Genomic DNA, 21,073 nt, shown 5'->3' with positions numbered 1-21,073 from the left:
GCACGAGTTCCCACTCGGCATCGGACAGTTCATGGCGGCGTATCACCACCCCATGATCCACAACCCAAGATCACTTTGACGACAGGGCCTAGGCCCGTGGGCGAGTAGACCCCAGACCCGCGGGCGAGCAGACCCGCAATTCCGTTGCACGGGCCGAACACGCAAAGGAACATGACGCTCATGACTTCACGAGAGGAGGCCCAGCGATCCCACGGTGATCGCTGATGGCCGCACACGAGGCGTCACAGACGCCGCCCACCCTGTCTGCCACGGACCCCGCCCCGGCCCCTTTGACGCCGGCCTGGCTCCGGGCGCACTTCGATCCACTGCCCCACCCGGCCCGCGCCAGCGCTCTCGCGCGCTACGCCCGTACCCTCGCCCCAGGCGCGTACGCATCCCTGCACCACACGCTCGACGCCGGTTCCCCGGATGAGCGGCACACCGCGCTCTTCCTCGCCGTCGCCCGCCGCGACCTCGCCACCGTCGCCGATGCCCTGGCCGACCCGATCCTGCGCCGCCGGGCCCTGGCAGCCGCACTTCGCCTGCCTGTCCCGGAGCAGGCTCTGGAACAACTCGCCCTGAGCTCAGTGGCGGCAGCCCGACACGAGACGTACCGCGTCCTGCGGCTCAGCCGCCGTTCCGCCCTCGCGGCCCGCATCCTGCCCGCTGTCCATCGACAGCACGGCGCACGTGAAGCCGCGCTGCTCCTGCCCGCCTGCCCCGCCGACACGGTTGCCGCCTGGCTGCCCCGGCTCGATCCACCCCAAGGCGTGCTGCGCACCGTGGCACGCACAGCGCCCGTGGCCCTGGCCCGTCTTCTCGCCACCCGTCTCCACGAGGCGGGCGATCACAACCGCCACCGCTTCGCACGCGGCCACCGCGCGGTCGCGAGTCTCGCCGCGCGGCGAGATCCCGAAGCCGGTCTGCTCCTGCTGGCCCAAGCTCCCGACTTGCTGACGGGCACTGCCCTTCGCCTACTGCTGCGCTGGCCCGAGCGGATGCTGGAGATCCTGCGTGCCGCACCGCCCGGCGAGGACGGCGCGCCTCGTGAACTGCCGTTGCCTGCCGGGCCCCTGCCTCCCGCCACCCGCCGCGCCCTGAGGGCACTCCCGCCCACCGACCTGGCCGACCTCGCCCGCTGCTGTTCGGCTTCGCCCGTGGGCGTCGGCGGCCTCGACCGCCTGGACGTCACCCCGGACGGGCTCCTCGCCCTCCTGCCCGCCCCTCAGCGACACCGTCTGCTGCGGGAACGCACCGCCCGGACGCGCACGCTGCGAACCCTCCCGCTGCCCACCCTCGCCGCCCTCCCACCGGCCGACCGCGCCCGCCTGGTGCGGCCCTGGATGGAGCGCTGGTCACGTCGGGACTGGATAGTGTGCCGCATCGCCCCCGCGCTCCCCCTCGCCGAGGGAGAACCGCTGCTGCGGGCGCTCACCGAGCACCACCGCTCCTACCAACGCGCCCTGGCCTGGCCCGCACTGCTCGCCTGCGCGGAACTCGAAGGAGATCCACAGGAATTCGCGCGCGTCGTCGGGGGGTGCGAACGGGTCTGGCACGACCAGGACGAGGTGCGCCGTGCCGCCCTGGGACAGCTGTCCGGCGCTCCCGCACGACTCTTGGAAGCTCTCCCGGATCGCGTGCTGCGCGATGCTGCGCTGGCCGCCGTGCAGTCGCGGGACTCGACGGCGGGCACGCTGGCCGCCACGGAGAAGCTGCTGCGCCGTTCCGCACAAGGAGCGGCAGCGAGAGGAAGCGTGGAACGGGCCGCCTACGCCGTGAAGTTGCTCTGCGACGTCGTGAGCGACCCCCGCCTGAAGAGGTCGACGCGTCCGCTGCTCCTCGATCAGGCGGCGGCTCAGGTGATCTGGGCCGCCATGCCGTCTCGGACGCGCGAGCGTGCCGACAGCCGTGTCCACTTCGCCGAACTCCTCGTACGCCATCTGCCCGCGCTGCCCGACCTCGACGCCCTTGTACGGCAGACCGCCATGGAGGACGACGATCCACAGCTCGCGGCGTGCGCCGCGGCGGTCTGGGTGGCACCGGCATCCCTACGGGAACAGCGCTGTGCCGAACTCGTCGGCATCGACGCATGGTTCGCGACAGTGCCGCGCATCCTGGAGACGCTTGCCACGCGCCGCACCGACCTCATGCACACCGTCCTCACCGCCGCTTCCGGAAGCCCGACCGACCGCTCGCGCTCCCGCCCCTTCGCAGGGGCACCCCGGCTGCGTCCTGAGGTCACCGGACGCTGGCTGCCTACGCAGCGGCGGGCCTGGAGGGACCACCACGCGCGCGTGGCAACGGACGACGACGCACCACTGCGCGTCCGCGCTGATGCCGCGATGTATCTGAGCGACCCGGGGCTGCTCATCACGCTCGCCGACTCGGCGCCGCAGCCGGTCGCCGTGGCCGCGCTGGGGGCACTGGTCCCCATCACCGAAGGGCTACTGGACGGTCCGCACGCAGGACTATGCGGTGCGGCGATACCGCAGGAACAGACCATCGTCGACGTCCTGCTGCGTCACGCCGCGACGGGCGGAGCCCGCGGGCGCGCGGCCATGGGCGCCCTGCGCGGCATCCTCAAGTCCTTGCCCGACCAGGACGCGCTCGCGCTCCTCGCTCCGATCGTTCAGGCTCCGGATACACCGGTGGGCTCCCGCAAAGAGGCTGCTCGGGCGTTGGCCGACCTTCCCGATGCCATCGCGCGCGATGCCCTGGTGGCAGCCTGGGACGCACCGGGGCAGCACCGTGACGTACGAGCGGTCCTGGCGCGTGCGCTCGTGGCATCGGTCGAACAGCCAGGCATCGCCGACCGTCTCCTCCAAGGCACCACAGAACCCGCCGTACGGGAAATCGTCATCCACGCGCGCGTAGAGACCGTGAGCCACTCTTCGGCACAGGCGTATCGCTCTTTCCTAGGGCGGTTGGTGAGGGAGGGAGACAGGGAGACAGTCGTCGCCGCCTGCAGGGTGTTGCCCGTATGGTCGACCCCGCACAGTGACGACGTCCTGCGCGCTGGGGTTGCCGTCGTCGTCGAAGCACGGCGCAGCCGCCGGGAGTGGCAGACGCTGGCGCGGCAGCTCACGAGCTTCCCTCTCGGCGCGAACGGCACCTGTGTCCTGACCGAAGCCTTCCGCGAGCTCCAAGAGCGCGCGGGGGACGCGGCGACACAGGAGCGGGTGGAGGCCCTGCGGCGCCTCCAGGGCATCGCCGAGGCACTGGACATCCAACGCGCCCCTGCCGCGACGCTGGACGTCGCCGACGCGCTCGCCGCGTCCCTGAGTGGCGTCGGTCTGCGGCGCGAGGCCGCCCGGCTCCTGTGGGCCACCTCGCTCGCGGCGCTGGGACACGGCCGGTGCGACGCGCGTCGCTGGGAGGCACTGCTCGCCCTTGTTGAGGAACGCCCGGAACGACTGCCCCCGGGCGGCGAGCCGCATCTGGACGTCGACATGCCCCGCGCGCGGGAGGCCTTGCTCACGGCGGTACGGGCACTGCGGGAACGCGGCAGCCCAGTGTCCGGACTGCTCGCCCTCGCGCTGACGGGCGTCGGCGGGCGCTCCACCTCATGGAGCGACGCCTGGCAGCGCGAACTCGAGGCCTTGCGACGGCACGACGATGAAGACACGGCCACCGCCGCACTCCTCGTCACGACAGGGAGGGACTGAGGGCCTCCACACACTCCGGTCAGGCCGCACCGGCTACCTTAGGAGGGGCGTACCGCCATCTTGTCGAGTGCCTCCAGAAGCCCGGGCAGTTCGGCGCCCCGTCCGACAGGAAGCACCTCTCCAGGTTCCTCGTCGAGCAGTATGAACGCGATGTCGTCGGTCCTGGCGACCATGGACCAGCCGGGACCGTCGGCGCGCAGCGTTCGGGCCTCTCCGGAGGCGAACGACGAGCGCACGCGCCCCAGGGGCGGCGGGGTCTCCACGTAGGCGCGAACTTCCGCGAGCACACGGCGTACGCCTGTCGGCGGCTCTGGCCTAGGGTCCATCGTGCCGCTGGTGCCAGCGGAGCCGTCTTCCGAGCTGGTCGTCCCGCTTCCCTGGGAGGACGCGTCGATCTCACTGGTGTCGTCTGTCGAGAAGTCGGCGTCGTCGATCTGCCCACGCCAGGCCGCCCACCGCAGCGCGATCTCGTCGGCACCGAGACGTCGCTGTGCCGGCCCCCACCCGTCCGATGTGGGAGGGGAGAGCGGCACACGGTCGGGCTGGTCGGGGTCGTGCGGAGCGGGGACCCCGGGGGCGGCCACCGCCACCGCGAGCGGCCAGCCCGGCAGCGCGGCCACGACCGTGTGCTCGCTGGGGGACAGGTCGTACTCCATGCCGCAGTCCCAGGCGGCGATCGCGACGGCCACCAGCGAGACGTCGTCGGTCACGGCGGTCCACCGCGCGCCCGCGCCGTCCTGGCCGAGGACGAGACCGTATCCCGCAGCCAGCGGCGGCAGTTCGAGCGCCGCGCACGCCTCTGGATAGTCGTCGCCGAGCACGCTGGGGAACTTCGCGGGGGTCAGAAGGGCCGCCGTGAGTACGTACAGCGCCTCGTCATCGGCGGCGACAGTGTGGTCCGATCCGGCCATGCAGGTTGCCCCCTCACTGCCCACTTCTTCCTCCGACGGCGCACCTTAACCACTGGCCACGGGCGTAGTCGAGGGCGATGACCAGGAAAATCCGCTCGTTCCGGGCGGTGCGGACCATCTAGGCTGCTTGTCATGTCCCGGGTCAGGTCGCACTTCGTCTGTCTGCCGTGCCGCACGTCGTTCAAGAAGCCGACTGACTACGCGCGCGTGCGCCGCGATGTCTGTCCGCGCTGCGGTGGCCAACTCCTCAACGCGGGCTCCGCGCTCGCCGCGCCCAAGCGCAGGGACAGCGCCGGGTGGCGCGCCCTGACCGCGCTCCTGACGGCGGGCGTACGGTTCCACGAAGACTGCTGTGGCCGGGGCCCCGGCTATCGTCCCCGTACGCCTCGTGACGTCCGCGAGCGCCTCGCGCATGCCGCCGAGATGGGCGTTCCCGCCAGTGTCGGGCTCGTCTGCCCCGACCCCACCCACACCGACGTCAGGCGGCGGGCAGGCCGAGGAGAGTACGTGCCACGTCACTCGGAGTCTCGTCGCGCTCCCGCGCGTGGGCGATGACCGCCCGGCAGGCCAGCTCGCGCACTCCGAACGACAGCGCTTCCGGGGATACCCAACTGGCAGCCTCGTCGGCCTTCTCCTGGTCGTCGTCGGCGCACGCCGCTACGTAGACGGCGGCCGCCTCGAAGAGGTTGTGCGCTCGCTTGTCGTCGCTGCCATCCGCGTTCGAGCCCCAGAGCTTACGGATCCTGCTGAACATTCGGTCCACCTTCCCCGCATGGCTGTGCCACCCAGTGCTCATCTTTCGTATCACAACGTAAAGTTGAAGCCTCGGCTGCAGAAGGGGACCGCGCGGTGAAGCGATACGAGCGACTCCAGCAGATCCGGCGCCTCGATCCGGAGAAGGACTCCCTGAGGATCTACCGCCTGTCAGCGACCTACGAGTTCCCGTGGGACTACACGCGCGCGCTGGAACTCGCTCTCTACCGCACCTACGCCGTGCCGAGCATCGGCCGACTCCTCGCAAGGACGGCGGAGTTCACCCACCGCCCGCAGAAGCGGTACGACGACACGGCGCTGCTCCTCGACACGGTCGTCGAGCACGGTTTCGACGGCGACGAGGGGCGGACGGCGATCCGCCGCATCAATCAGATGCACCGCGGCTACGACATCAGCAATGACGACATGCGGTACGTGCTGTGCACGTTCGTCGTGATGCCCAGACGATGGATCGACGCCTATGGATGGCGCAGGTTGTCGGAACACGAAGTGGCCGCGTCCGTGGTGCACTACCGCACCCTGGGGCAGCACATGGGCATCAAGGAGATCCCGGGCACCTACGAAGAGTTCACCGAATGCCTCGACGCCTACGAAGAGGCCCACTTCGGATGGGACGAGGGGGCGCGCGGCGTTTCGGACGCGACGCTCGGCCTGATGACCTCCTGGTATCCGCGTCCCCTGAGGCCTGTCCTGCGCACGGCGACGCTCGCTCTGCTGGATGACCGCCTCCTGCAAGCCTTCCGTTACGAACAGCCCGCCGAGTCGACTCGTGCCTTGGTCCGGGGAGCGCTGCGGCTGCGGGGGCGTGCGGTGCGCCTGATGCCTCCGCGCGCCAAGCCGCACTACGCGCGGCAGAACTGGGAAATCAAGGGCTATCCGGACGGCTATCGTGTCGCCGAGCTCGGCACGTTCCCGGTACCTGGAGTGCGCGGCTGCCCGGTCCGGCACGTGGATCCGCCCGCGGCGGCGTCAGCCGAGTGACGCGAGCGTCTTGCGCAGCCAGGCGAGTTCGGCCCGGCTCGTGGCGCGCGCGATGGTGAGGATGCCCTGCCGGAACGGGTCGTCCAGTTCCTCCGCGCGCAGTGGACGGTCACCCTCGTAGAAGAAGCTGGCCGGCTCCTGGAGGAAGTCCAGGCGCCGCCGCAGCACGACGGCCTGGGGCCGCGCGTCCTCCAGGTGGCGCAGGAAGGCGAGCACCGTGAACCAGCGGTTCTCGTCGGTGATGTCCGCCTGCGCTGGTTCGGCGAGGCGGCGCCGCAGCTCGTGCCTCCCGTCCGCCGTGAGGCTCAGGACGTGGCGCGGCGCGGCCACGGCGCCGGGCTGCGTCTCGCGGACCAGTAGACCCGCCTTCTCGAGCCGTTTGATCGCTGGATACAGCGTGCTCTCCGCGACAGGACGCACGTGCCCCGTCAAGGCGGTGATGCGCTTGCGCAGCTCGTAGCCGTGCAGGGGGTGGTCGTAGAGGAATCCGAGGATGGCGAGCTCCAGCATGCGTGCATTCTGCCGCATCCACGGAGTACATCGATGGCGTAGTACTACGTCATCGATGTATTGTCCTCGGTGCCGCCGGTGCCGCCGGTGCCGCCGGTGCCGCCGGTGCCGCCGGTGCCGCCGGTGCCGCCGGTGCCGCCGGTGCCGCCGGTGCCGCCGCTGGCGTCGGTGACGTGCGGGACGTGACTTTCTCGGATGGGGGCAGGGCATGACGATGCGAGACGCGAAGTTCGACGCACAGGGCAGCCGGATCCGGTGGACGGAGACCGAGGGCACAGGGCCAGCACGGGTGTACGTGCACGGCCTGGGGTCGGCGTCGGCGCCCTACCACGCGCACATCGCCGCCCGGCCCGAGCTGACGGGACGCCGGTCGCTGTTCGTCGACCTGCCCGGTCACGGACTGAGCGACCGGCCGCAGGAGTTCGACTACACCCTGGAGGAGCACGCGGACGCCCTGGCGGCGGCCCTGGACGCAGCCGGGGTGCGCGACGCGGAGATCGTCGCGCACAGCATGGGCGGGTCCGTGGCCATCGTGCTGGCTGAGCGCAGGGCCGACCTGGTGGGGCGACTGGTCCTCACCGAGGCCAACCTCGACCCCTACCCTCCGAAAACCTCCGGGAGCAGCGGAATCGCGGACTACGAGGAGGACGCGTTCGTCAGCGTCGGCCACGCGCGCGTGCTCGCCAAAGTCGGACCGATGTGGGCCGCGACCATGCGCCTGGCGGATCCGCGCGCGTTGCACCGCACCGCGACCGGACTCGTGCGCGGGACGAACCCGACGATGCGCGTGATGCTGCGAGCGCTTCCCATGGAGCGCGTCTACATACAGGGCGCGTTGAGCGGTGAACTGTCGGGCAGTGAGGAACTGGTGGCTTCCGGGGTGCGGGTCGTGACCGTTCCGGACGCTGGACACAACGTCATGCTGGACAACCCGGCCGCGTTCGCCGCTGTCGTCGCGGGGCGGCACTGAACGAACCACCGTGCGGGACGCGGCGAACCACCGCGCGAAACCCAGGGCGCGGGGCCTCGCACCCCGCGCCTTCGAGGGTCACCCCTGCCGCACGGACAGCGCGAGGAACCGGGAGTCCTCGTCCACGTACGACGTCATCCGCCAGCCCGAGCGGGCCAGAAGCGGGCGGAGGTTACCTTCGGCGCGCAGGTCATCAGGGGTGATCTGACGCCCCTGACGAGCCGCCAGCGCGGCGCGCCCGATGGGGTGGAACAGCGCGAGCTGCCCTCCCCGGCGCACCACGCGCGCGAGCTCCCGGAGGTTCTCCTCCGGGTTCGGCAGATGCGCGATGAGGCCCGCGCCGAAGACGGCGTCGAGCGACTGACTGCGCACGGGCAGCCGCTCCACGTCGGCGAGCAGGAGCCGACCGTAGACGCGCCTGCCCGCCTGCGTGGCCGCCTCCAGCATGGCCGGAGTGAGATCCGCTCCGAGAACGGCACCCGAGGGCCCTACGGCGCCTCTGAGCGCTTCGAGGGCGCGCCCGGTGCCGCAGCCCGCGTCCAGGACCCGGTCGCCTGGTCGCAGCCCGAGCTCGGCCACCGCCGCGCTGTACGCGGGACCGTCGTCCGGGAAACGCCTGTCCCAATCGGCGGCGCGTGCCGTGAAGAACTCCTGGACCCGTGTGTGATCGTCGCTCATGTGCCCATGATCCCGCAGGGCGCACGCCGCGTCAGGGCGCACACGTTCGAGCGCGGCGCGATCGTTCACGGACATTTCCGTGTCAGATCCCATCAGCTTTCGAACTGCGCCCCCGCCGCGCGCCCCCTGCGGGTCTAGCGTCCCTGGGCCATGGGACACCTGGACCACGCCACCTTCGGCTGGCTGACCCCCGCGCTGTCGTACGCGATGGCCTGCGTCGGTGCCGCCCTCGGGCTGCAGTGCACCGTGCGCGCCCTGAGCGCGACGGGCCGCTCACGGCGGAACTGGCTCCTCACCGCGGCGTCGGCGATCGGCACCGGCATCTGGACCATGCACTTCGTGGCGATGCTCGGCTTCGGAGTCACCGGCACACAGATCCGCTACGACGTACCGCTGACCCTCCTGAGCCTGATCGTCGCGATGGCCGTCGTCGGCGCCGGAGTCTTCGCCATCGGCTACGGCCACGACCGAGGCCGCGCGCTCGCACTCGGGGGACTCACCACGGGCCTTGGCGTCGCGAGCATGCACTACCTGGGGATGGCCGCGCTCCGACTGCACGGCGACGTGACGTACGACCCGGTGCTCGTCGCCCTGTCCGTGGTGATCGCCGTCATGGCGGCGACCGCGGCCCTATGGGCGGCACTCAACATCAGGTCACAGCTCGCCGTGGGAGTCGCCTCGCTCGTGATGGGAGGGGCGGTGAGCAGCATGCACTACACCGGCATGCTCGCCGTGAGCGTACGAGTCACGCCATCCGGCGCCGCCCTGCCCGGAGCCACGACGATGCAGTTCATCTTCCCCCTGGCCGTCGGACTCGGCTCCTACCTGTTCCTGACCTCGGCGTTCGTGGCACTGTCCCCGAGCGCGGGCGAGCGCGCGACCTCCGTGTCGGCCCAGCGCCCCCGCGAGAACGTCGCTCCGTAGCGGGCGGAACGATCCTGCGACGGGCGAGCGGCACGCTTCCCGAACCCCTTCCGAGTGAGGAGGCCATGCGCATACCCCGGAGAACCCCCTCGACCGACGCGTCACCCCATGACGCGCCGTCCACCCGAGGCCGTCGCGCACACGCGGGCCCGCCCGCCGACGAACAACCCCCTACGGAGGACCCCGCGCTCGCGGAAGAGGAGGCCCTGACAGCGCCCCCGCGCGTGGGAGCACGGTCATTACGCCCCCGCACGGTGCGCGCCAAGGTCGTGTGTCTGCTCATGGTGCCGGTCGTCTCCCTGCTCGCCCTCTGGGCGTACGCCACCGTCAGCACCGCACAGGACGTCGCGGCGCTGCGACAGGCACAGCGCGTCGACTCCGCCGTCCGCGCACCGGTCGCCGCTGCTGTCGGTGCCCTTCAGACCGAACGGGTCGGCGCGGTCCGATATGCGACCAAGCCCGCGGCAGACCGTGCGGCGGCCCTCAAGAAGCAGGCCGCCCGGACCGACGAGGCCATCGGATCGCTGCGCCTGGGCAAGGACCGCACCGTCGCCGACGGCATGGGGCTGCCCGCCCGCGCGGCGGAGCGCCTGGAAGAGTTCGTCGCCGCCGCCGAGCGGCTGCGTACGGTACGTGCCGCTGTCCTGGACGGCCGCACCGGATGGGACGACGCCTATGGGCAGTACACGAAGACCATCTCGGCCGCCTTCGGAGTGGGCAGCGCCCTAGCGGAGCCCCAGGGCGCCCAACAGGGCTCCCACGCGCGCGTGCTTCTCGAACTCTCCCGGGCAGGGGACGCGCTGGCACGCGAGGACACCGTGCTGGCGAGCGCACGCCTCGCGGGCACCCTCGAAGGCGAACGACTGCGCCAGTTCATCGGAGCCGTGGACACCAGAAAGGTGCTCACCGATGCGGCGGTAGCTGATCTACGGGGACCCGAACGTGCCGCGTGGCAGCGCCTCGTCACGGGACGGGCCTACGCCGACCTGCGCACCGTAGAGGACAAGGTGCTCGTCGCGCAGCCCGGGAAGAAGGCCCTGGAAGCGGCTCCCTCCCGTACCTGGGACACCGCCCACACGGCCGTGCGGGACACCCGGCGCACCATCGAAGAGCGCGCGGCACGGGACGCGTCGGACCAGGCCGACCCCTGGACGGAGGGCGTGTTCACCATGGCGGGAGCCGCCGTGCTGTGCGGCCTCATCGCGGTCGTCGCCGCTCTGGTGATCTCCGCACGCATCGGCCGCGGACTGGTCGTCGAACTCGTCGGATTGCGCGACCGCGCCCTGGAGATCGCCCATCGCCAACTGCCCGAGGCCATGCGGAAACTACGTGCGGGCGAGGACATCGACCTGGAGGTCGAAGCCCCGAAAGGGCCCTCGGCCGAGGACGAGACCGGGCAGGTCGCCGAAGCGCTCGGCACGGTGCACCGCGCCGCCCTGCGCGCCGCCGTGGAGCGCGCGGAACTCGCCAGCGGCATCTCCGGGGTCTTCGTCAACCTCGCCCGCCGCAGCCAAGTCCTCGTCCACCGGCAGCTCAGCCTCTTGGACACGATGGAGAGACGGGCCGATGACCCGAACGAGCTCAGCGACCTCTTCCGTCTCGACCACCTCACCACCCGCATGCGCCGCCACGCCGAGAGCCTGATCATCCTCTCTGGCGCCGCACCGGGCCGTGCCTGGCGCCAGCCTGTCCCCCTGACCAACGTCGTACGCGCCGCGGTCTCCGAAGTCGAGGACTACGCGCGCGTGGAGGTACGCCCACTGCCCGCTGCCGCCGTCGTAGGGGGTGCTGTCGCCGACCTCACCCACCTCCTGGCCGAACTCGTCGAGAACGCAGCCCAGTTCTCACCACCCCACACCAAGGTGCGTGTCACCGGAGAACCCGTCGGCAACGGCTACGCGCTGGAGGTCGAGGACCGAGGGCTCGGCATGGGCCCGGACACCCTCACGGCGGCCAACCGGAGGGTCACGGAATCCGAGGCGCTCGACCTGTTCGACAGCGATCGCCTGGGCCTCTTCGTCGTGAGCAGGCTCGCCGCACGCCACGGCATCAGAGTGCATCTGCGGACCTCCCCGTACGGCGGCACCACGGCCGTCGTCCTGCTGCCGACCGCGCTCCTGCACAGCGGCGAGACGGCTCAAGCCCAGGGGCGGCACCTGGGCCCGGCAGAGCCGCGAGAGCGCGAAGAGGTCCCTCCAGGCGCCCCGAGCGCGGCCGCTCTGCGGGCCACGCTGACCGCCACATCACCCGACCGCCCCGCACTCGGACCGGCCGCTGAGCGAACGGCGGTCACTCCGGCACCGCCCGGCGTCACCGCACTCCGCCGACGCACCCCCTGGGACCCCGCGCCCGCCGCGGACCCACCGGCTCCCTCTGCGGGCGCGTCGGACGAACTCCCGCGCCGTATACGCCAGGCGAGCCTCGCCCCGCAGCTCAGGGAGCGCCCCTCCAGCCCCGCGGCCGCGAGTCCACGGGAAGACGACGAGCGCGGTCCTGAGCACGTACGCAACCAGATGGCCGCCTACAGGGACGGCTGGACCCGAGGCGGCGGACGCCCGCCCGGCGGCAACAGCAGTGAAGGAGACCCCACATGATCAAGGAATCGAGTCTCACCGCGGGCCGGTCCGGCGACCTCGACTGGCTGCTCGACGACTTGGTCGTCCGCGTCGGCGACGTACGGCACGCCGTGGTGCTGTCCAACGACGGGCTCGCGGTCGGCGCGTCGCGGGGCCTCACACGCGAGGACGCCGAGCACCTGGCCGCCGTCGCCTCGGGGTTCCACAGCCTCGCCAAGGGGGCCGGTCGGCACTTCGGGGCCGGCGGCGTGCGCCAGACGATGGTCGAAATGGACGACGGCTTCCTGTTCGTGGCCGCCGCGGGCGACGGCTCCTGCCTCGCCGTCCTCAGCACCGTCACGGCCGACATCGGCCTCGTCGCGTACGAGATGGCCCGCATGGTCAAGCGCGTCGGCGCGCACCTGGCCACCCCAGCGCGCTTCCCCGAGCCGCCGACCGCGGGATGAGCCAGGCGGCCGCACCCGATGACCGACGACAAGAGCGGCGCCGAGCGCCGCCACGAAAGCCAGTGGTACGACAACGAAGCCGGGCCCCTCGTCCGCCCGTACGCGATGACGGGCGGCCGCACCCGACCGGGGCCCAACGGCGTACGGTTCGACCTGATCGCTCTCGTGACCCCCGTGCCCGGCGAACCGGAGCCGGGCGAGGAAGGCCCGCTCGGCCCCGAGCACCAAGGGCTGATCGAGCGGTGCCGTGCCGAGCCCCAGTCCGTCGCGGAGCTCGCCGCCGGTGCCGACCTGCCGGTGGGTGTGGTGAGGGTGCTCCTCGGCGACCTCCTGGAACTGGGGCGCGTCCAGGTGCGGCGGCCCGTGCCACCGGCCCAGCTACCCGACGAGACGATCCTGCGAGAGGTGATCGATGGGCTCCGAGCGCTCTGACGCGCCGGTCGAGGAGACCGGCGACGACACGCCCATGGCATTGAAGATTCTGGTCGCCGGAGGCTTCGGCGTGGGCAAGACCACGCTGGTCGGCGCGGTCAGCGAGATCCGGCCCCTGCGCACCGAGGAACTCCTCAGCGAGGCCGGTCAGTTGCTGGACGACACGGAAGGCGTGGACCGCAAGGTCACGACGACGGTCGCGATGGACTTCGGCCGCATCACCATCAGGTCCGGACTCTCGCTGTACCTCTTCGGGACACCGGGTCAGGACCGCTTCTGGTTCCTGTGGGACGAACTGTCGCAGGGCGCCCTCGGCGCCGTGGTCCTCGCGGACACACGGCGGCTGGAGGACTGCTTCCCCGCCGTGGACTACTTCGAGCACCGCCGCATCCCGTTCGTCGTCGCGGTGAACTGCTTCGCGAAGACGCGGACGTACGGAGCGCACGACGTGTCACGGGCCCTGGACCTCGACCGCGGAACCCCCGTGCTGCTGTGCGACGCGCGGGACCGCGATTCGGGAAAGGAGGTGTTGATCAGGCTGGTCGAGTACGCCGGGCGGCGGCATACCGCCCGGCTGCTCGACTCGGTGGGCTGAGGCCCGCTCGCACCCGACGCGTCCCGGTGGGGCGGACGGGGCGGCGAGCACGCTCAGTCGGAGACGCCGGCGTACGCGAGGACCTTGTCGATCCTGACCCGTACGAGGAGTTCGCCGGGCACGCCGTTGCGCTCGCCGAACTCCTCGGCCCGCTCGGCCCCCATGTAGCGCCCGCCGATGCGGGTCGCCCAGTGCCTCACCTGCTCCAGGTCCTCCGAGAGTTCGGCGCGGCCCCGCACCACGACGTAGGCGAATGGAGGCGCGTCGTCGTCGACGCACAACGCGATGCGCCCGTCCCGTGCCAGATTGCGCCCCTTGACAGTGTCCTTGCCGGTGTTGAACACCAGGTCATCGCCGTCGAGGAGGAACCAGATCGGTGCCACGTGCGGGCTGCCGTCCGCCCGGACGGTTGACAGCTTGCCCGTGCGGGTGCCCCTCCGAGACGAAGGCCCGCCACTGCTCATCGGTCATCTTCTGTGCCATGTCCCCATCATGCTTGCCGGGACGCCGGAGGTGGGGAAGGCTGGCAGAGCGGATCCTCCAGCCAGGGGGAGCGACACACGGGGAGAAGGGACCATGGCGCATACGACCGGGCTGGGCTGGCTGCTCGACGACCTGACGAAGCGCGTGGAACACGTGCGGCACGCACTGGTTCTGTCCAATGACGGGCTGGTGACGGGGGCGAGTTCCGATCTTCCGCGAGAGGACGCCGAGCACTTGGCGGCGGTGTCATCCGGGCTGCACAGCCTGGCGAAGGGCTCCGGACGCCACTTCCACGCGGGCAACGTACGACAAACCATGATCGAGTTCGATGACGCCGTCCTGTTCGTGACCGCGGCGGGCGAGGGCAGCTGTCTGTGCGTCCTCAGCTCGGCGCAGGCCGACATAGGCCAGGTCGCGTACGAGATGACACTGCTGGTGAACCGCGTCGGTGAGCATCTCGGCGTAGACGCCCGGCATCCGGAGCGGACACCAGTCGTAGATCTCTGACCAGCGCGAACGCGGGCGCGAGCGGAGTTATCCACAGGCCAAGCGGGATGCGGTGCCCGCGGGCTACGGTTTTTCCCAGGAGCAATGACCAAGCACGGGGGAGAACCACCATGACCGGTGACACGCAAACCATTCCACAACCCGTATCCACCGCATCCACCGCATCCACGGGGACAGCCGCGGTCCCGAGCGGCCCCAAGGGCTCTGCCACATCTCTCGCGCGCAGCCGGGCGGCGCGCGAACTGGGTCTGAAGCGCGGCGAGTTCGAGCTGGCCGTGATGCTGGGGCGGGTGCGTACCGTCGCCGACGCGGTGGGAGTGCGGCGCCGCGTCAGCCGCGAGGAGATCAACCGCCTGCGTGAGACTCCCGGATTCCCGGAGTCCCTGCGCGAGGACATCAAGACGGTGGGGACCGCGGACGGCGCCGCTCTGATGGAGATCCCCCAGGCCCGTTTCACCCGCCTCGCCCGCGCGGGAGTGCTGACACCGGTAAAATTTTACCTCAACCGGTATCGCGCCGTCGTCTGGCTCTACCTCGCCGAAGAACTGAGGCAGTTCGCCGCCCGCGAGGCCAACGCGCCGCTGCTCACCGGTCGCGCGCCGGACTCCATGCGGGCACAGCTGGCGGGCGGAGCGGACCTGCGAGCACGCAACTGGCGCGGCCGCCACGTAGGCTTCCTTCTCCGCCAGTCGGAGGACCCGTGGGAGCGCGCCGCCGTGACGGCGTTCTTCCTCGACCCCATGGGACTCGCGGATCTGGTCCGGGACCCCTACGAGCGGGCGTATCTGCACCGCCTCAGCCCCGAGCCCTTCACCCAGGCCGCTCCCGAATCACCGACGACGCACCTGATCGAGCGGATCACCACGGCGGACGACCCGGACGAGATCAGTTGGCTGCGGGCCAACCTGAGCCTCGGCCTGGCGGAGGCCCGACGGCACCGGCCCGCGCCCAGGCCAGGACGCCCTCCCGTTGTTCCCACGCCGCGCGCCCAACGCGTGCCGCCCTCATACAGGACGCCCGTGCCTGACGGCGGCTTGGGTGGCGCCATGCCCGCTGACGGCCGCCCGAACCACTTCCTCGTGCCCCACCCGTATATGACCGACACTCACGTGACCCCGTCCCATGGCACGCCGTCCCACGGCACGCCGTCTCATGGCATGCCGACCTATGGCACGGCCTCCCACGCGACGGCCTCTCACGCGATCGATCCGCAGACGATCGACGCGGGTCGACGGGACGAGCCGCGCGGCCTGTTGAAGTGGCTGCGCCGCAGGAGGGGCGGAAGGGACGGCTGACGATCGGCGGCTGGCCACGGGCGACGATGGCCCGCGCGCCGCGGCTGGGCGGCGCTAGAGGGTCGCGTCGAGGTCGTCGGCGTACTCCTCGATGGCGGGGCGGTATCCGGCGATCTCGGGGTCCTGGCTCGTTGAGGCGAGCAGTTTCAACAGGATCGTCATCGCGTCGTGTGCCTGGCCCGTGTTGTACAGCGCCATCGCCAGGAAGGTCTTGAGAGCACCGTCATCGGGGAACTCGGCCGACGCGGCCCGCAGGGTGCTCACGGCCTCCGGGTACTTGCCGAGGATTCGGTACGTGCTGCCGAGGCCGAGGAGCGCGCCGCGACGGTCGTCGTCTGAGAGGCCGGGCCGCTGGACCGCCCGCAGGTAGTGCGGGAGCGCCTCGGCCTCGAGCCCGAGCGTGTCGTGCACCCAGGCCGTCTGGTACGCCACTTCGACGTCCCCGGGATGGCGCTCGCTCAAGGTGACCAGGAGGTCGCGGGCCTCCTCGCGGCGCCCGCTCTCGCGCAGCCGTACGGCCTCGGCCAGCGTCGCGTCCCGATCGCCGGGCGCCTGCGCGTCCGAGGTGCCGTTTCCGCCCGTGCCACCGCTGTTGTTCATGCCGTGCTCCCGTCCCCACACCGGCCCCCGCGAAGGAAGGCTCGTATGTCCAGTCGACTGAACCGACCTCCCACTCGGCCGGTGCCGGGACCCGTGGCGTGGCTCAGGACTCCGGGGTCTGGGTGCCCAGATGGCGGGGAGCGTGCGGGCGGAACAGTCCTTCTTGGACGACCGACACGAGCAGTCGCCCTTGAAGATCGTAGATCCGGCCGCGCGCCAGGCCGCGACCCCCCGTGGCGATCGGGGATTCCTGGTCGTACAGGAACCACTCGTCGGCACGGAACGGGCGGTGGAACCACATGGCGTGGTCCAGCGAGGCCATGTCGAAGCCGCGCGGACCCCACAGCGGTTCGACTGGGATCCGCACGGCGTCCAAGAGCGTCATGTCGCTCGCGTACGTGAGGGCGCAGGTGTGTACGAGTGGGTCGTCGCCCAGCGGTCCGACGGCGCGCATCCACACCGCGCTGCGCGGCTCGGCGTCCTTGACCTCCTCGGCGGTCCAGCGCAGCCGGTCCACGTAGCGGATGTCGAAGGGCTGGCGCCGGGCCATGCGCTCCAGTTGCTCGGGGAGCGCGCCCAGGTGCTCCTTGATCTCCTCGGCGACCGTGGGCAGCGACTCAGGTGCCGGTGCGGTGAGGCGAGGCGGTAGCTGGTGTTCGAAGGCGCCCGTTTCGGGCTGGTGGAAGGAGGCGGTGAGGTTGAAGATCGTACGGCCCTGCTGGACGGCAGTGACGCGGCGCGTGGTGAAGGAGCGCCCGTCCCGGACCCGCTCCACCTGGTACACGATGGGCACGCCAGGGCGGCCCGGCCGCAGGAAGTACGCGTGCAGCGAGTGCACCGGGCGGTCGCCCTCCGTGGTGCGCCCGGCCGCGACCAGCGCCTGCCCGGCGACCTGCCCTCCGAAGACGCGCTGGAGGGACTCCTGGGGGCTGCGGCCGCGGAAGATGTTCACCTCGATCTGTTCGAGGTCCAGCAGGTCGACCAGTCGGTCCGCCGGGTTGTTCATGCGAGGTCCTCGCCTCCTGTCCGGGAACGGGGGGAGCTCAGAGCTGCCCGACGTCCGTGATCCGGACGACGGCGCGGCCCTCCGCGTCGGAGGCCGTGAGGTCGACCTCGGCGCTGATGCCCCAGTCATGGTCGCCGTTGGGGTCGGCGAACGTCTGCCGGACGCGCCACAGACCGTGCTCAGGATCCTCCTCGATGCGCAACAGCTTGGGGCCGCGCGCGTCCGGGCCGGTGCCCAGGTCCTCGTACTCGTCCCAGTACTTGTCCATGGCCTCGCCCCACGCGTCGGCGTCCCAGCCGGAGTCGCCGTCCATCTCGCCCAGCTCCTCCACCTGGTCGAGGGCGGCGAGCTCGACGCGGCGGAAGAGCGCGTTGCGGACGAGCACCCGGAAGGCGCGGGCGTTGGCCGTGACGGGCTTGACCTCGTCGGCCTTCTCCTGCGCCTCCTCGGCCGTCATGACCTCCGGATTGGCCAGCTGCTCCCACTCGTCCAGGAGGCTGGAGTCGACCTGGCGGACCATTTCGCCGAGCCAGGCGATCAGATCCTCCAGGTCCTCGGACTTCAGGTCGTCCGGAATGGTGTGCTCAAGGGCCTTGTACGCGCTCGCCAGGTAGCGCAGCACGATGCCTTCGGTGCGGGCGAGCTCGTAGACAGAGGTGAACTCGGTGAAGGACAGTGCCCGCTCGTACATGTCCCGGATGACGGACTTCGGGGACAGCGGGTGGTCGCCCACCCACGGGTGGCTGGTGCGGTAGGTGTTGTACGCGTGGAAGAGGAGCTCCTCCAGCGGCTTCGGGTAGGTGATGTCCTGCAGCCGCTCCATGCGCTCCTCGTACTCGACGCCGTCGGCCTTCATCAGGGCCACGGCCTCGCCGCGCGCCTTGTTCTGCTGAGCGGCGAGGATCTGGCGCGGGTCGTCGAGCGTGGACTCCACGACGGACACCATGTCCAGGGCGTAGGACGGCGACTCCGGGTCGAGGAGTTCGAACGCGGCGAGCGCGAAGGTGGACAGCGGCTGGTTGAGCGCGAAGTCCTGCTGCAGGTCCACGGTCAGGCGCACGATGCGGCCGGTGGCGTCCGGCTCGTCGAGCTTCTCCACGACACCGCCATCCAGGAGCGAGCGGTAGATGGCGATGGCGCGGCGGATGTGGCGCAGCTGCTGCTTGCGCGGCTCGTGGTTGTCCTCCAGCAGGCGGCGCATCGCCTCGAAGGCGTTCCCGGGCCGGGCGATCACCGACAGGAGCATCGTGTGGGTGACACGGAAGCGGGACGTCAGCGGCTCCGGCTCGGAGGCGATGAGCTTCTCGAAGGTGTTCTCCGTCCAGCCCACGAAGCCCTCGGGGGCCTTCTTGCGCACCACCTTGCGGCGCTTCTTCGCGTCGTCGCCCGCCTTGGCGAGCGCCTTCTCGTTCTCGATGACGTGCTCGGGCGCCTGCGCCACGACGAAGCCCGCCGTGTCGAAGCCCGCCCGCCCGGCGCGGCCCGCGATCTGGTGGAACTCCCGCGCGCGCAGTGTGCGCACACGATTGCCGTCGTACTTGGTGAGCGCGGTGAACAGAACGGTGCGAATGGGGACGTTCACGCCGACGCCGAGGGTGTCCGTGCCGCAGATGACCTTCAGCAGGCCGGCTTGGGCGAGCTTCTCCACGAGGCGGCGGTACTTCGGCAGCATGCCCGCGTGGTGCACGCCGATGCCGTGCCGGACGTAGCGCGAGAGGTTGCGGCCGAACTTGGTGGTGAAGCGGAAGTTTCCGATCAGCTCGGCGATCTGGTCCTTCTCCGCGCGCGTGCACATGTTGATGCTCATCAGCGACTGCGCCCGCTCCACGGCCTGCGCCTGCGTGAAGTGCACGATGTACACCGGAGCCTGCTTGGTGTCGAGGAGCTCGGTGAGGGTCTCGGTGATCGGCGTCAGCCGGTACTCGTACGACAGCGGGACCGGGCGGGTCGCGGAGCGGACGAGCGACGTGGGGCGGCCGGTGCGACGCGTGAGGTCCTTCTCGAACATCGAGACGTCGCCGAGGGTCGCCGACATGAGGATGAACTGCGCCTGCGGCAGTTCGAGCAGCGGGATCTGCCAGGCCCAGCCCCGGTCCGCCTCGGCGTAGAAGTGGAACTCGTCCATGACGACCTGGCCGATGTCGGCGTCCTTGCCGTCACGCAGCGCGATGGAGGCGAGGACCTCGGCGGTGCAGCAGATGACGGGGGCGTCGGCGTTCACGGAGGCGTCCCCGGTGAGCATGCCGACGTTCTCCGTGCCGAAGAGCTTGCACAGCTCGAAGAACTTCTCCGACACGAGCGCCTTGATCGGAGCGGTGTAGAAGGTGACCTCGTCACGGGCGAGCGCCGCGAAGTGCGCCCCGGCCGCGATCATGCTCTTACCGGAGCCGGTGGGAGTCGAAACGATCACGTTCGCCCCGGAGACGACCTCGATCAGAGCCTCCTCCTGGTGGGGATAGAGGGTGATGCCGCGCTCCTGGGCCCAGCCTTCAAAGGCTTCGTAGAGGGCATCGGGGTCGGCGTCCTGCGGCAGCTGATCGATAAGGGTCACACCCCCATCTTGCCTTCCCGCCGCCCCGATCAGGGAACCGGCGGAACACACGAAGATCATGAACGCTACGCTGGGTCGCCAACGGGGCGTCAGATCAATGGGAATGGGGCGGGCTGCGCAGATGATGGGACCGGCACACTCACTGTCGGGGGCTGCGGCCTGGCTGGGGGTCGGCGGGGCCGCGACGGCCGCCGGGCACTCGATGCCTTGGCCGGTGCTGCTCGTCGGGGCCTTGATCTGTGCCGGGGCCGCGCTCGCGCCGGATCTCGATCACAAGTCGGCCACCATCTCGCGCGCCTTCGGGCCGCTCTCGCGGGGGCTGTGCGAGATCGTCGACAAGCTCTCGTACGCCGTCTACCGCGCCACGCGCAAGCCGGGCGACCCACGTCGCTCGGGCGGGCACCGCACGCTCACCCACACCTGGGTGTGGGCGGTGCTGATCGGCGCGGGTTCGTCGCTGCTCGCGGTCGGGGGTGGGCGCTGGGCCGTGCTGGCGATCCTCTTCGTCCACATGGTGCTCGCGATCGAAGGACTGCTGTGGCGTGCGGCCCGTGGGTCGAGCAGCGACGTGCTGGTGTGGCTGCTCGCGGCGACCAGTGCCTGGATCATGGCCGGAGTCCTGGACAAACCGGGCAACGGCTCGGACTGGCTGTTCACCGGCCCGGGCCAGGAGTATCTGTGGCTGGGGCTGCCGGTCGTGCTGGGGGCGCTGGTGCACGACATCGGGGACGCGCTGACCGTGTCCGGCTGCCCGATCCTGTGGCCCATCCCGATCGGCCGCAAGCGGTGGTATCCGATCGGGCCGCCGCGCGCGCTGCGGTTCCGGGCCGGGAGCTGGATCGAGCTGAAGGTGCTGATGCCGGTGTTCATGCTGCTCGGGGGAGTGGGCGGAGCGGCCGCGCTCAACTTCTTCTGAGGCTGCTGGGCCGTCTGGGACTGCTGGGTCGTCCAAGGCTGCCGCGTCGCTTGAAGCGACTGGGGCTTTGGAGGCGGCTGGGCCTCGTGAGGCCGATGGGTTTGTGGGCTGCCGGAGCTTGGAGCGTGCGCTGTCAGGGGCGGCGGAGCGGGGTCGGCGGCCTAGGAGTTGTCGTCAAAGTGTCACGCCCACATCAGGAGTGATGCGAGGGTGACGGCTGCTGTGTAGGACTGGGCGGTCTTGTCGTACCTGG

18 protein-coding genes and 1 pseudogene are annotated in these 21,073 nt (G+C 70.8%); 11 read left to right on the top strand and 8 right to left on the bottom strand.

The features are described 5' to 3' along the window. Nucleotides 1-224: 224 nt before the first annotated feature. A complete protein-coding gene (locus tag AC07A4_RS41790; protein WP_478609988.1) occupies nucleotides 225-3,665 on the top strand; it encodes a hypothetical protein in 3,441 nt (1,146 codons plus the stop codon). A 38-nt stretch (nucleotides 3,666-3,703) separates the two neighbouring features. Here AC07A4_RS41790 and AC07A4_RS41785 read toward each other — a convergent pair whose 3' ends face one another. Continuing rightward, the gene (locus AC07A4_RS41785) at nucleotides 3,704-4,576 is read right to left on the bottom strand and encodes a hypothetical protein (protein ID WP_478609985.1); all 873 of its coding nucleotides are present in this window, start codon (nucleotides 4,574-4,576) and stop codon (nucleotides 3,704-3,706) included. Nucleotides 4,577-5,054: 478 nt separating this feature from the next. Next, nucleotides 5,055-5,330, bottom strand: a complete 276-nt coding sequence (locus AC07A4_RS41780; protein WP_478609982.1) for a hypothetical protein — start codon at nucleotides 5,328-5,330, stop codon at nucleotides 5,055-5,057. Between the two features lie 95 nt (nucleotides 5,331-5,425). On the opposite strand from AC07A4_RS41780, the gene AC07A4_RS41775 reads away from it, so the two are divergent. Continuing rightward, nucleotides 5,426-6,331 carry an oxygenase MpaB family protein gene (locus AC07A4_RS41775; RefSeq protein WP_478609981.1) on the top strand — a complete coding sequence of 302 codons (906 nt, stop codon included), beginning with the start codon at nucleotides 5,426-5,428 and terminating at the stop codon, nucleotides 6,329-6,331. Here AC07A4_RS41775 and AC07A4_RS41770 read toward each other — a convergent pair. Beyond that, nucleotides 6,320-6,841 carry a PadR family transcriptional regulator gene (locus tag AC07A4_RS41770; protein ID WP_478609979.1) on the bottom strand — a complete coding sequence of 174 codons (522 nt, stop codon included), beginning with the start codon at nucleotides 6,839-6,841 and terminating at the stop codon, nucleotides 6,320-6,322. The two genes, AC07A4_RS41775 and AC07A4_RS41770, sit on opposite strands and share 12 nt — an antisense overlap. A gap of 214 nt (nucleotides 6,842-7,055) precedes the next feature. Here AC07A4_RS41770 and AC07A4_RS41765 point away from each other — a divergent pair, with 214 nt between their 5' ends. Beyond that, nucleotides 7,056-7,811: an alpha/beta fold hydrolase gene (locus tag AC07A4_RS41765; protein WP_478609990.1), complete on the top strand. Its 756-nt coding sequence runs from the start codon at nucleotides 7,056-7,058 to the stop codon at nucleotides 7,809-7,811. Nucleotides 7,812-7,889: 78 nt separating this feature from the next. On the opposite strand, the gene AC07A4_RS41760 is transcribed toward AC07A4_RS41765, so the two are convergent. After that, complete coding sequence (locus AC07A4_RS41760) at nucleotides 7,890-8,489, bottom strand: class I SAM-dependent methyltransferase (protein ID WP_478609977.1); 600 nt, start codon at nucleotides 8,487-8,489, stop codon at nucleotides 7,890-7,892. A gap of 150 nt (nucleotides 8,490-8,639) precedes the next feature. Here AC07A4_RS41760 and AC07A4_RS41755 point away from each other — a divergent pair, with 150 nt between their 5' ends. The 5 genes from AC07A4_RS41755 (at nucleotide 8,640) to AC07A4_RS41735 (ending at nucleotide 13,462) form a co-directional block, all read left to right on the top strand. Beyond that, the gene (locus tag AC07A4_RS41755; protein WP_478609975.1) at nucleotides 8,640-9,413 is read left to right on the top strand and encodes an MHYT domain-containing protein; all 774 of its coding nucleotides are present in this window, start codon (nucleotides 8,640-8,642) and stop codon (nucleotides 9,411-9,413) included. A gap of 65 nt (nucleotides 9,414-9,478) precedes the next feature. Beyond that, complete coding sequence (locus AC07A4_RS41750; RefSeq protein WP_478609974.1) at nucleotides 9,479-12,007, top strand: sensor histidine kinase; 2,529 nt, start codon at nucleotides 9,479-9,481, stop codon at nucleotides 12,005-12,007. Then, nucleotides 12,004-12,435 (top strand): roadblock/LC7 domain-containing protein, encoded by a 432-nt coding sequence (locus AC07A4_RS41745; RefSeq protein ID WP_478609971.1) that lies wholly within the window; start codon nucleotides 12,004-12,006, stop codon nucleotides 12,433-12,435. Before AC07A4_RS41750 ends, AC07A4_RS41745 begins: the two co-directional genes overlap by 4 nt. Before the next feature lie 18 nt (nucleotides 12,436-12,453). Continuing rightward, complete coding sequence (locus AC07A4_RS41740; protein WP_478609969.1) at nucleotides 12,454-12,867, top strand: DUF742 domain-containing protein; 414 nt, start codon at nucleotides 12,454-12,456, stop codon at nucleotides 12,865-12,867. Next, nucleotides 12,848-13,462 carry a GTP-binding protein gene (locus tag AC07A4_RS41735; RefSeq protein WP_478609966.1) on the top strand — a complete coding sequence of 205 codons (615 nt, stop codon included), beginning with the start codon at nucleotides 12,848-12,850 and terminating at the stop codon, nucleotides 13,460-13,462. The genes AC07A4_RS41740 and AC07A4_RS41735 overlap by 20 nt, the downstream gene beginning before the upstream one ends. A gap of 53 nt (nucleotides 13,463-13,515) precedes the next feature. Here AC07A4_RS41735 and AC07A4_RS41730 read toward each other — a convergent pair. After that, a pseudogene (locus AC07A4_RS41730) lies at nucleotides 13,516-13,945 on the bottom strand (PPOX class F420-dependent oxidoreductase). Nucleotides 13,946-14,038: 93 nt separating this feature from the next. On the opposite strand from AC07A4_RS41730, the gene AC07A4_RS41725 reads away from it, so the two are divergent. Both AC07A4_RS41725 and AC07A4_RS41720 read left to right on the top strand, forming a co-directional pair. Next, nucleotides 14,039-14,452, top strand: coding sequence for a roadblock/LC7 domain-containing protein (locus tag AC07A4_RS41725; protein ID WP_478609964.1), 414 nt, complete (start codon nucleotides 14,039-14,041; stop codon nucleotides 14,450-14,452). A 110-nt stretch (nucleotides 14,453-14,562) separates the two neighbouring features. Further along, complete coding sequence (locus AC07A4_RS41720) at nucleotides 14,563-15,747, top strand: DUF6397 family protein (protein ID WP_478609961.1); 1,185 nt, start codon at nucleotides 14,563-14,565, stop codon at nucleotides 15,745-15,747. 54 nt (nucleotides 15,748-15,801) lie between these two features. Here the strand turns inward: AC07A4_RS41720 and AC07A4_RS41715 are convergent, their stop codons facing one another. The 3 genes from AC07A4_RS41715 to AC07A4_RS41705 all read right to left on the bottom strand — a co-directional run bounded on the left by AC07A4_RS41715 (nucleotide 15,802) and on the right by AC07A4_RS41705 (nucleotide 19,904). Continuing rightward, entirely contained in the window at nucleotides 15,802-16,347 is a 546-nt protein-coding gene (locus tag AC07A4_RS41715; protein WP_478609960.1) for a tetratricopeptide repeat protein, read from the bottom strand. 103 nt (nucleotides 16,348-16,450) lie between these two features. Further along, nucleotides 16,451-17,353: an acyl-CoA thioesterase gene (locus AC07A4_RS41710; RefSeq protein ID WP_478609958.1), complete on the bottom strand. Its 903-nt coding sequence runs from the start codon at nucleotides 17,351-17,353 to the stop codon at nucleotides 16,451-16,453. 37 nt (nucleotides 17,354-17,390) lie between these two features. Next, on the bottom strand, nucleotides 17,391-19,904 hold the full coding sequence (locus tag AC07A4_RS41705) for a DEAD/DEAH box helicase (protein ID WP_478609957.1): 2,514 nt from the start codon (nucleotides 19,902-19,904) through the stop codon (nucleotides 17,391-17,393). A gap of 121 nt (nucleotides 19,905-20,025) precedes the next feature. On the opposite strand from AC07A4_RS41705, the gene AC07A4_RS41700 reads away from it, so the two are divergent. Then, on the top strand, nucleotides 20,026-20,820 hold the full coding sequence (locus tag AC07A4_RS41700; protein WP_478609955.1) for a metal-dependent hydrolase: 795 nt from the start codon (nucleotides 20,026-20,028) through the stop codon (nucleotides 20,818-20,820). Nucleotides 20,821-21,073 lie beyond the last annotated feature (253 nt).

It is taken from the genome of Streptomyces sp. NPDC043996, from assembly GCF_056435225.1.
This window is presented reverse-complemented; position numbering and strand designations above follow the sequence as displayed.

What these genes read in the sequence shown, in the direction of transcription:
- AC07A4_RS41790 (WP_478609988.1), top strand. Translation starts at nt 225, where the DNA reads ATGGCCGCACACGAGGCGTCACAGACGCCGCCCACCCTGTCTGCCACG.
- AC07A4_RS41785 (WP_478609985.1), bottom strand. Translation starts at nt 4,576, where the DNA reads ATGGCCGGATCGGACCACACTGTCGCCGCCGATGACGAGGCGCTGTAC.
- AC07A4_RS41780 (WP_478609982.1), bottom strand. Translation starts at nt 5,330, where the DNA reads ATGTTCAGCAGGATCCGTAAGCTCTGGGGCTCGAACGCGGATGGCAGC.
- AC07A4_RS41770 (WP_478609979.1), bottom strand. Translation starts at nt 6,841, where the DNA reads ATGCTGGAGCTCGCCATCCTCGGATTCCTCTACGACCACCCCCTGCAC.
- AC07A4_RS41765 (WP_478609990.1), top strand. Translation starts at nt 7,056, where the DNA reads ATGCGAGACGCGAAGTTCGACGCACAGGGCAGCCGGATCCGGTGGACG.
- AC07A4_RS41760 (WP_478609977.1), bottom strand. Translation starts at nt 8,489, where the DNA reads ATGAGCGACGATCACACACGGGTCCAGGAGTTCTTCACGGCACGCGCC.
- AC07A4_RS41755 (WP_478609975.1), top strand. Translation starts at nt 8,640, where the DNA reads ATGGGACACCTGGACCACGCCACCTTCGGCTGGCTGACCCCCGCGCTG.
- AC07A4_RS41750 (WP_478609974.1), top strand. Translation starts at nt 9,479, where the DNA reads ATGCGCATACCCCGGAGAACCCCCTCGACCGACGCGTCACCCCATGAC.
- AC07A4_RS41745 (WP_478609971.1), top strand. Translation starts at nt 12,004, where the DNA reads ATGATCAAGGAATCGAGTCTCACCGCGGGCCGGTCCGGCGACCTCGAC.
- AC07A4_RS41740 (WP_478609969.1), top strand. Translation starts at nt 12,454, where the DNA reads ATGACCGACGACAAGAGCGGCGCCGAGCGCCGCCACGAAAGCCAGTGG.
- AC07A4_RS41735 (WP_478609966.1), top strand. Translation starts at nt 12,848, where the DNA reads ATGGGCTCCGAGCGCTCTGACGCGCCGGTCGAGGAGACCGGCGACGAC.
- AC07A4_RS41725 (WP_478609964.1), top strand. Translation starts at nt 14,039, where the DNA reads ATGGCGCATACGACCGGGCTGGGCTGGCTGCTCGACGACCTGACGAAG.
- AC07A4_RS41720 (WP_478609961.1), top strand. Translation starts at nt 14,563, where the DNA reads ATGACCGGTGACACGCAAACCATTCCACAACCCGTATCCACCGCATCC.
- AC07A4_RS41715 (WP_478609960.1), bottom strand. Translation starts at nt 16,347, where the DNA reads ATGAACAACAGCGGTGGCACGGGCGGAAACGGCACCTCGGACGCGCAG.
- AC07A4_RS41710 (WP_478609958.1), bottom strand. Translation starts at nt 17,353, where the DNA reads ATGAACAACCCGGCGGACCGACTGGTCGACCTGCTGGACCTCGAACAG.
- AC07A4_RS41700 (WP_478609955.1), top strand. Translation starts at nt 20,026, where the DNA reads ATGATGGGACCGGCACACTCACTGTCGGGGGCTGCGGCCTGGCTGGGG.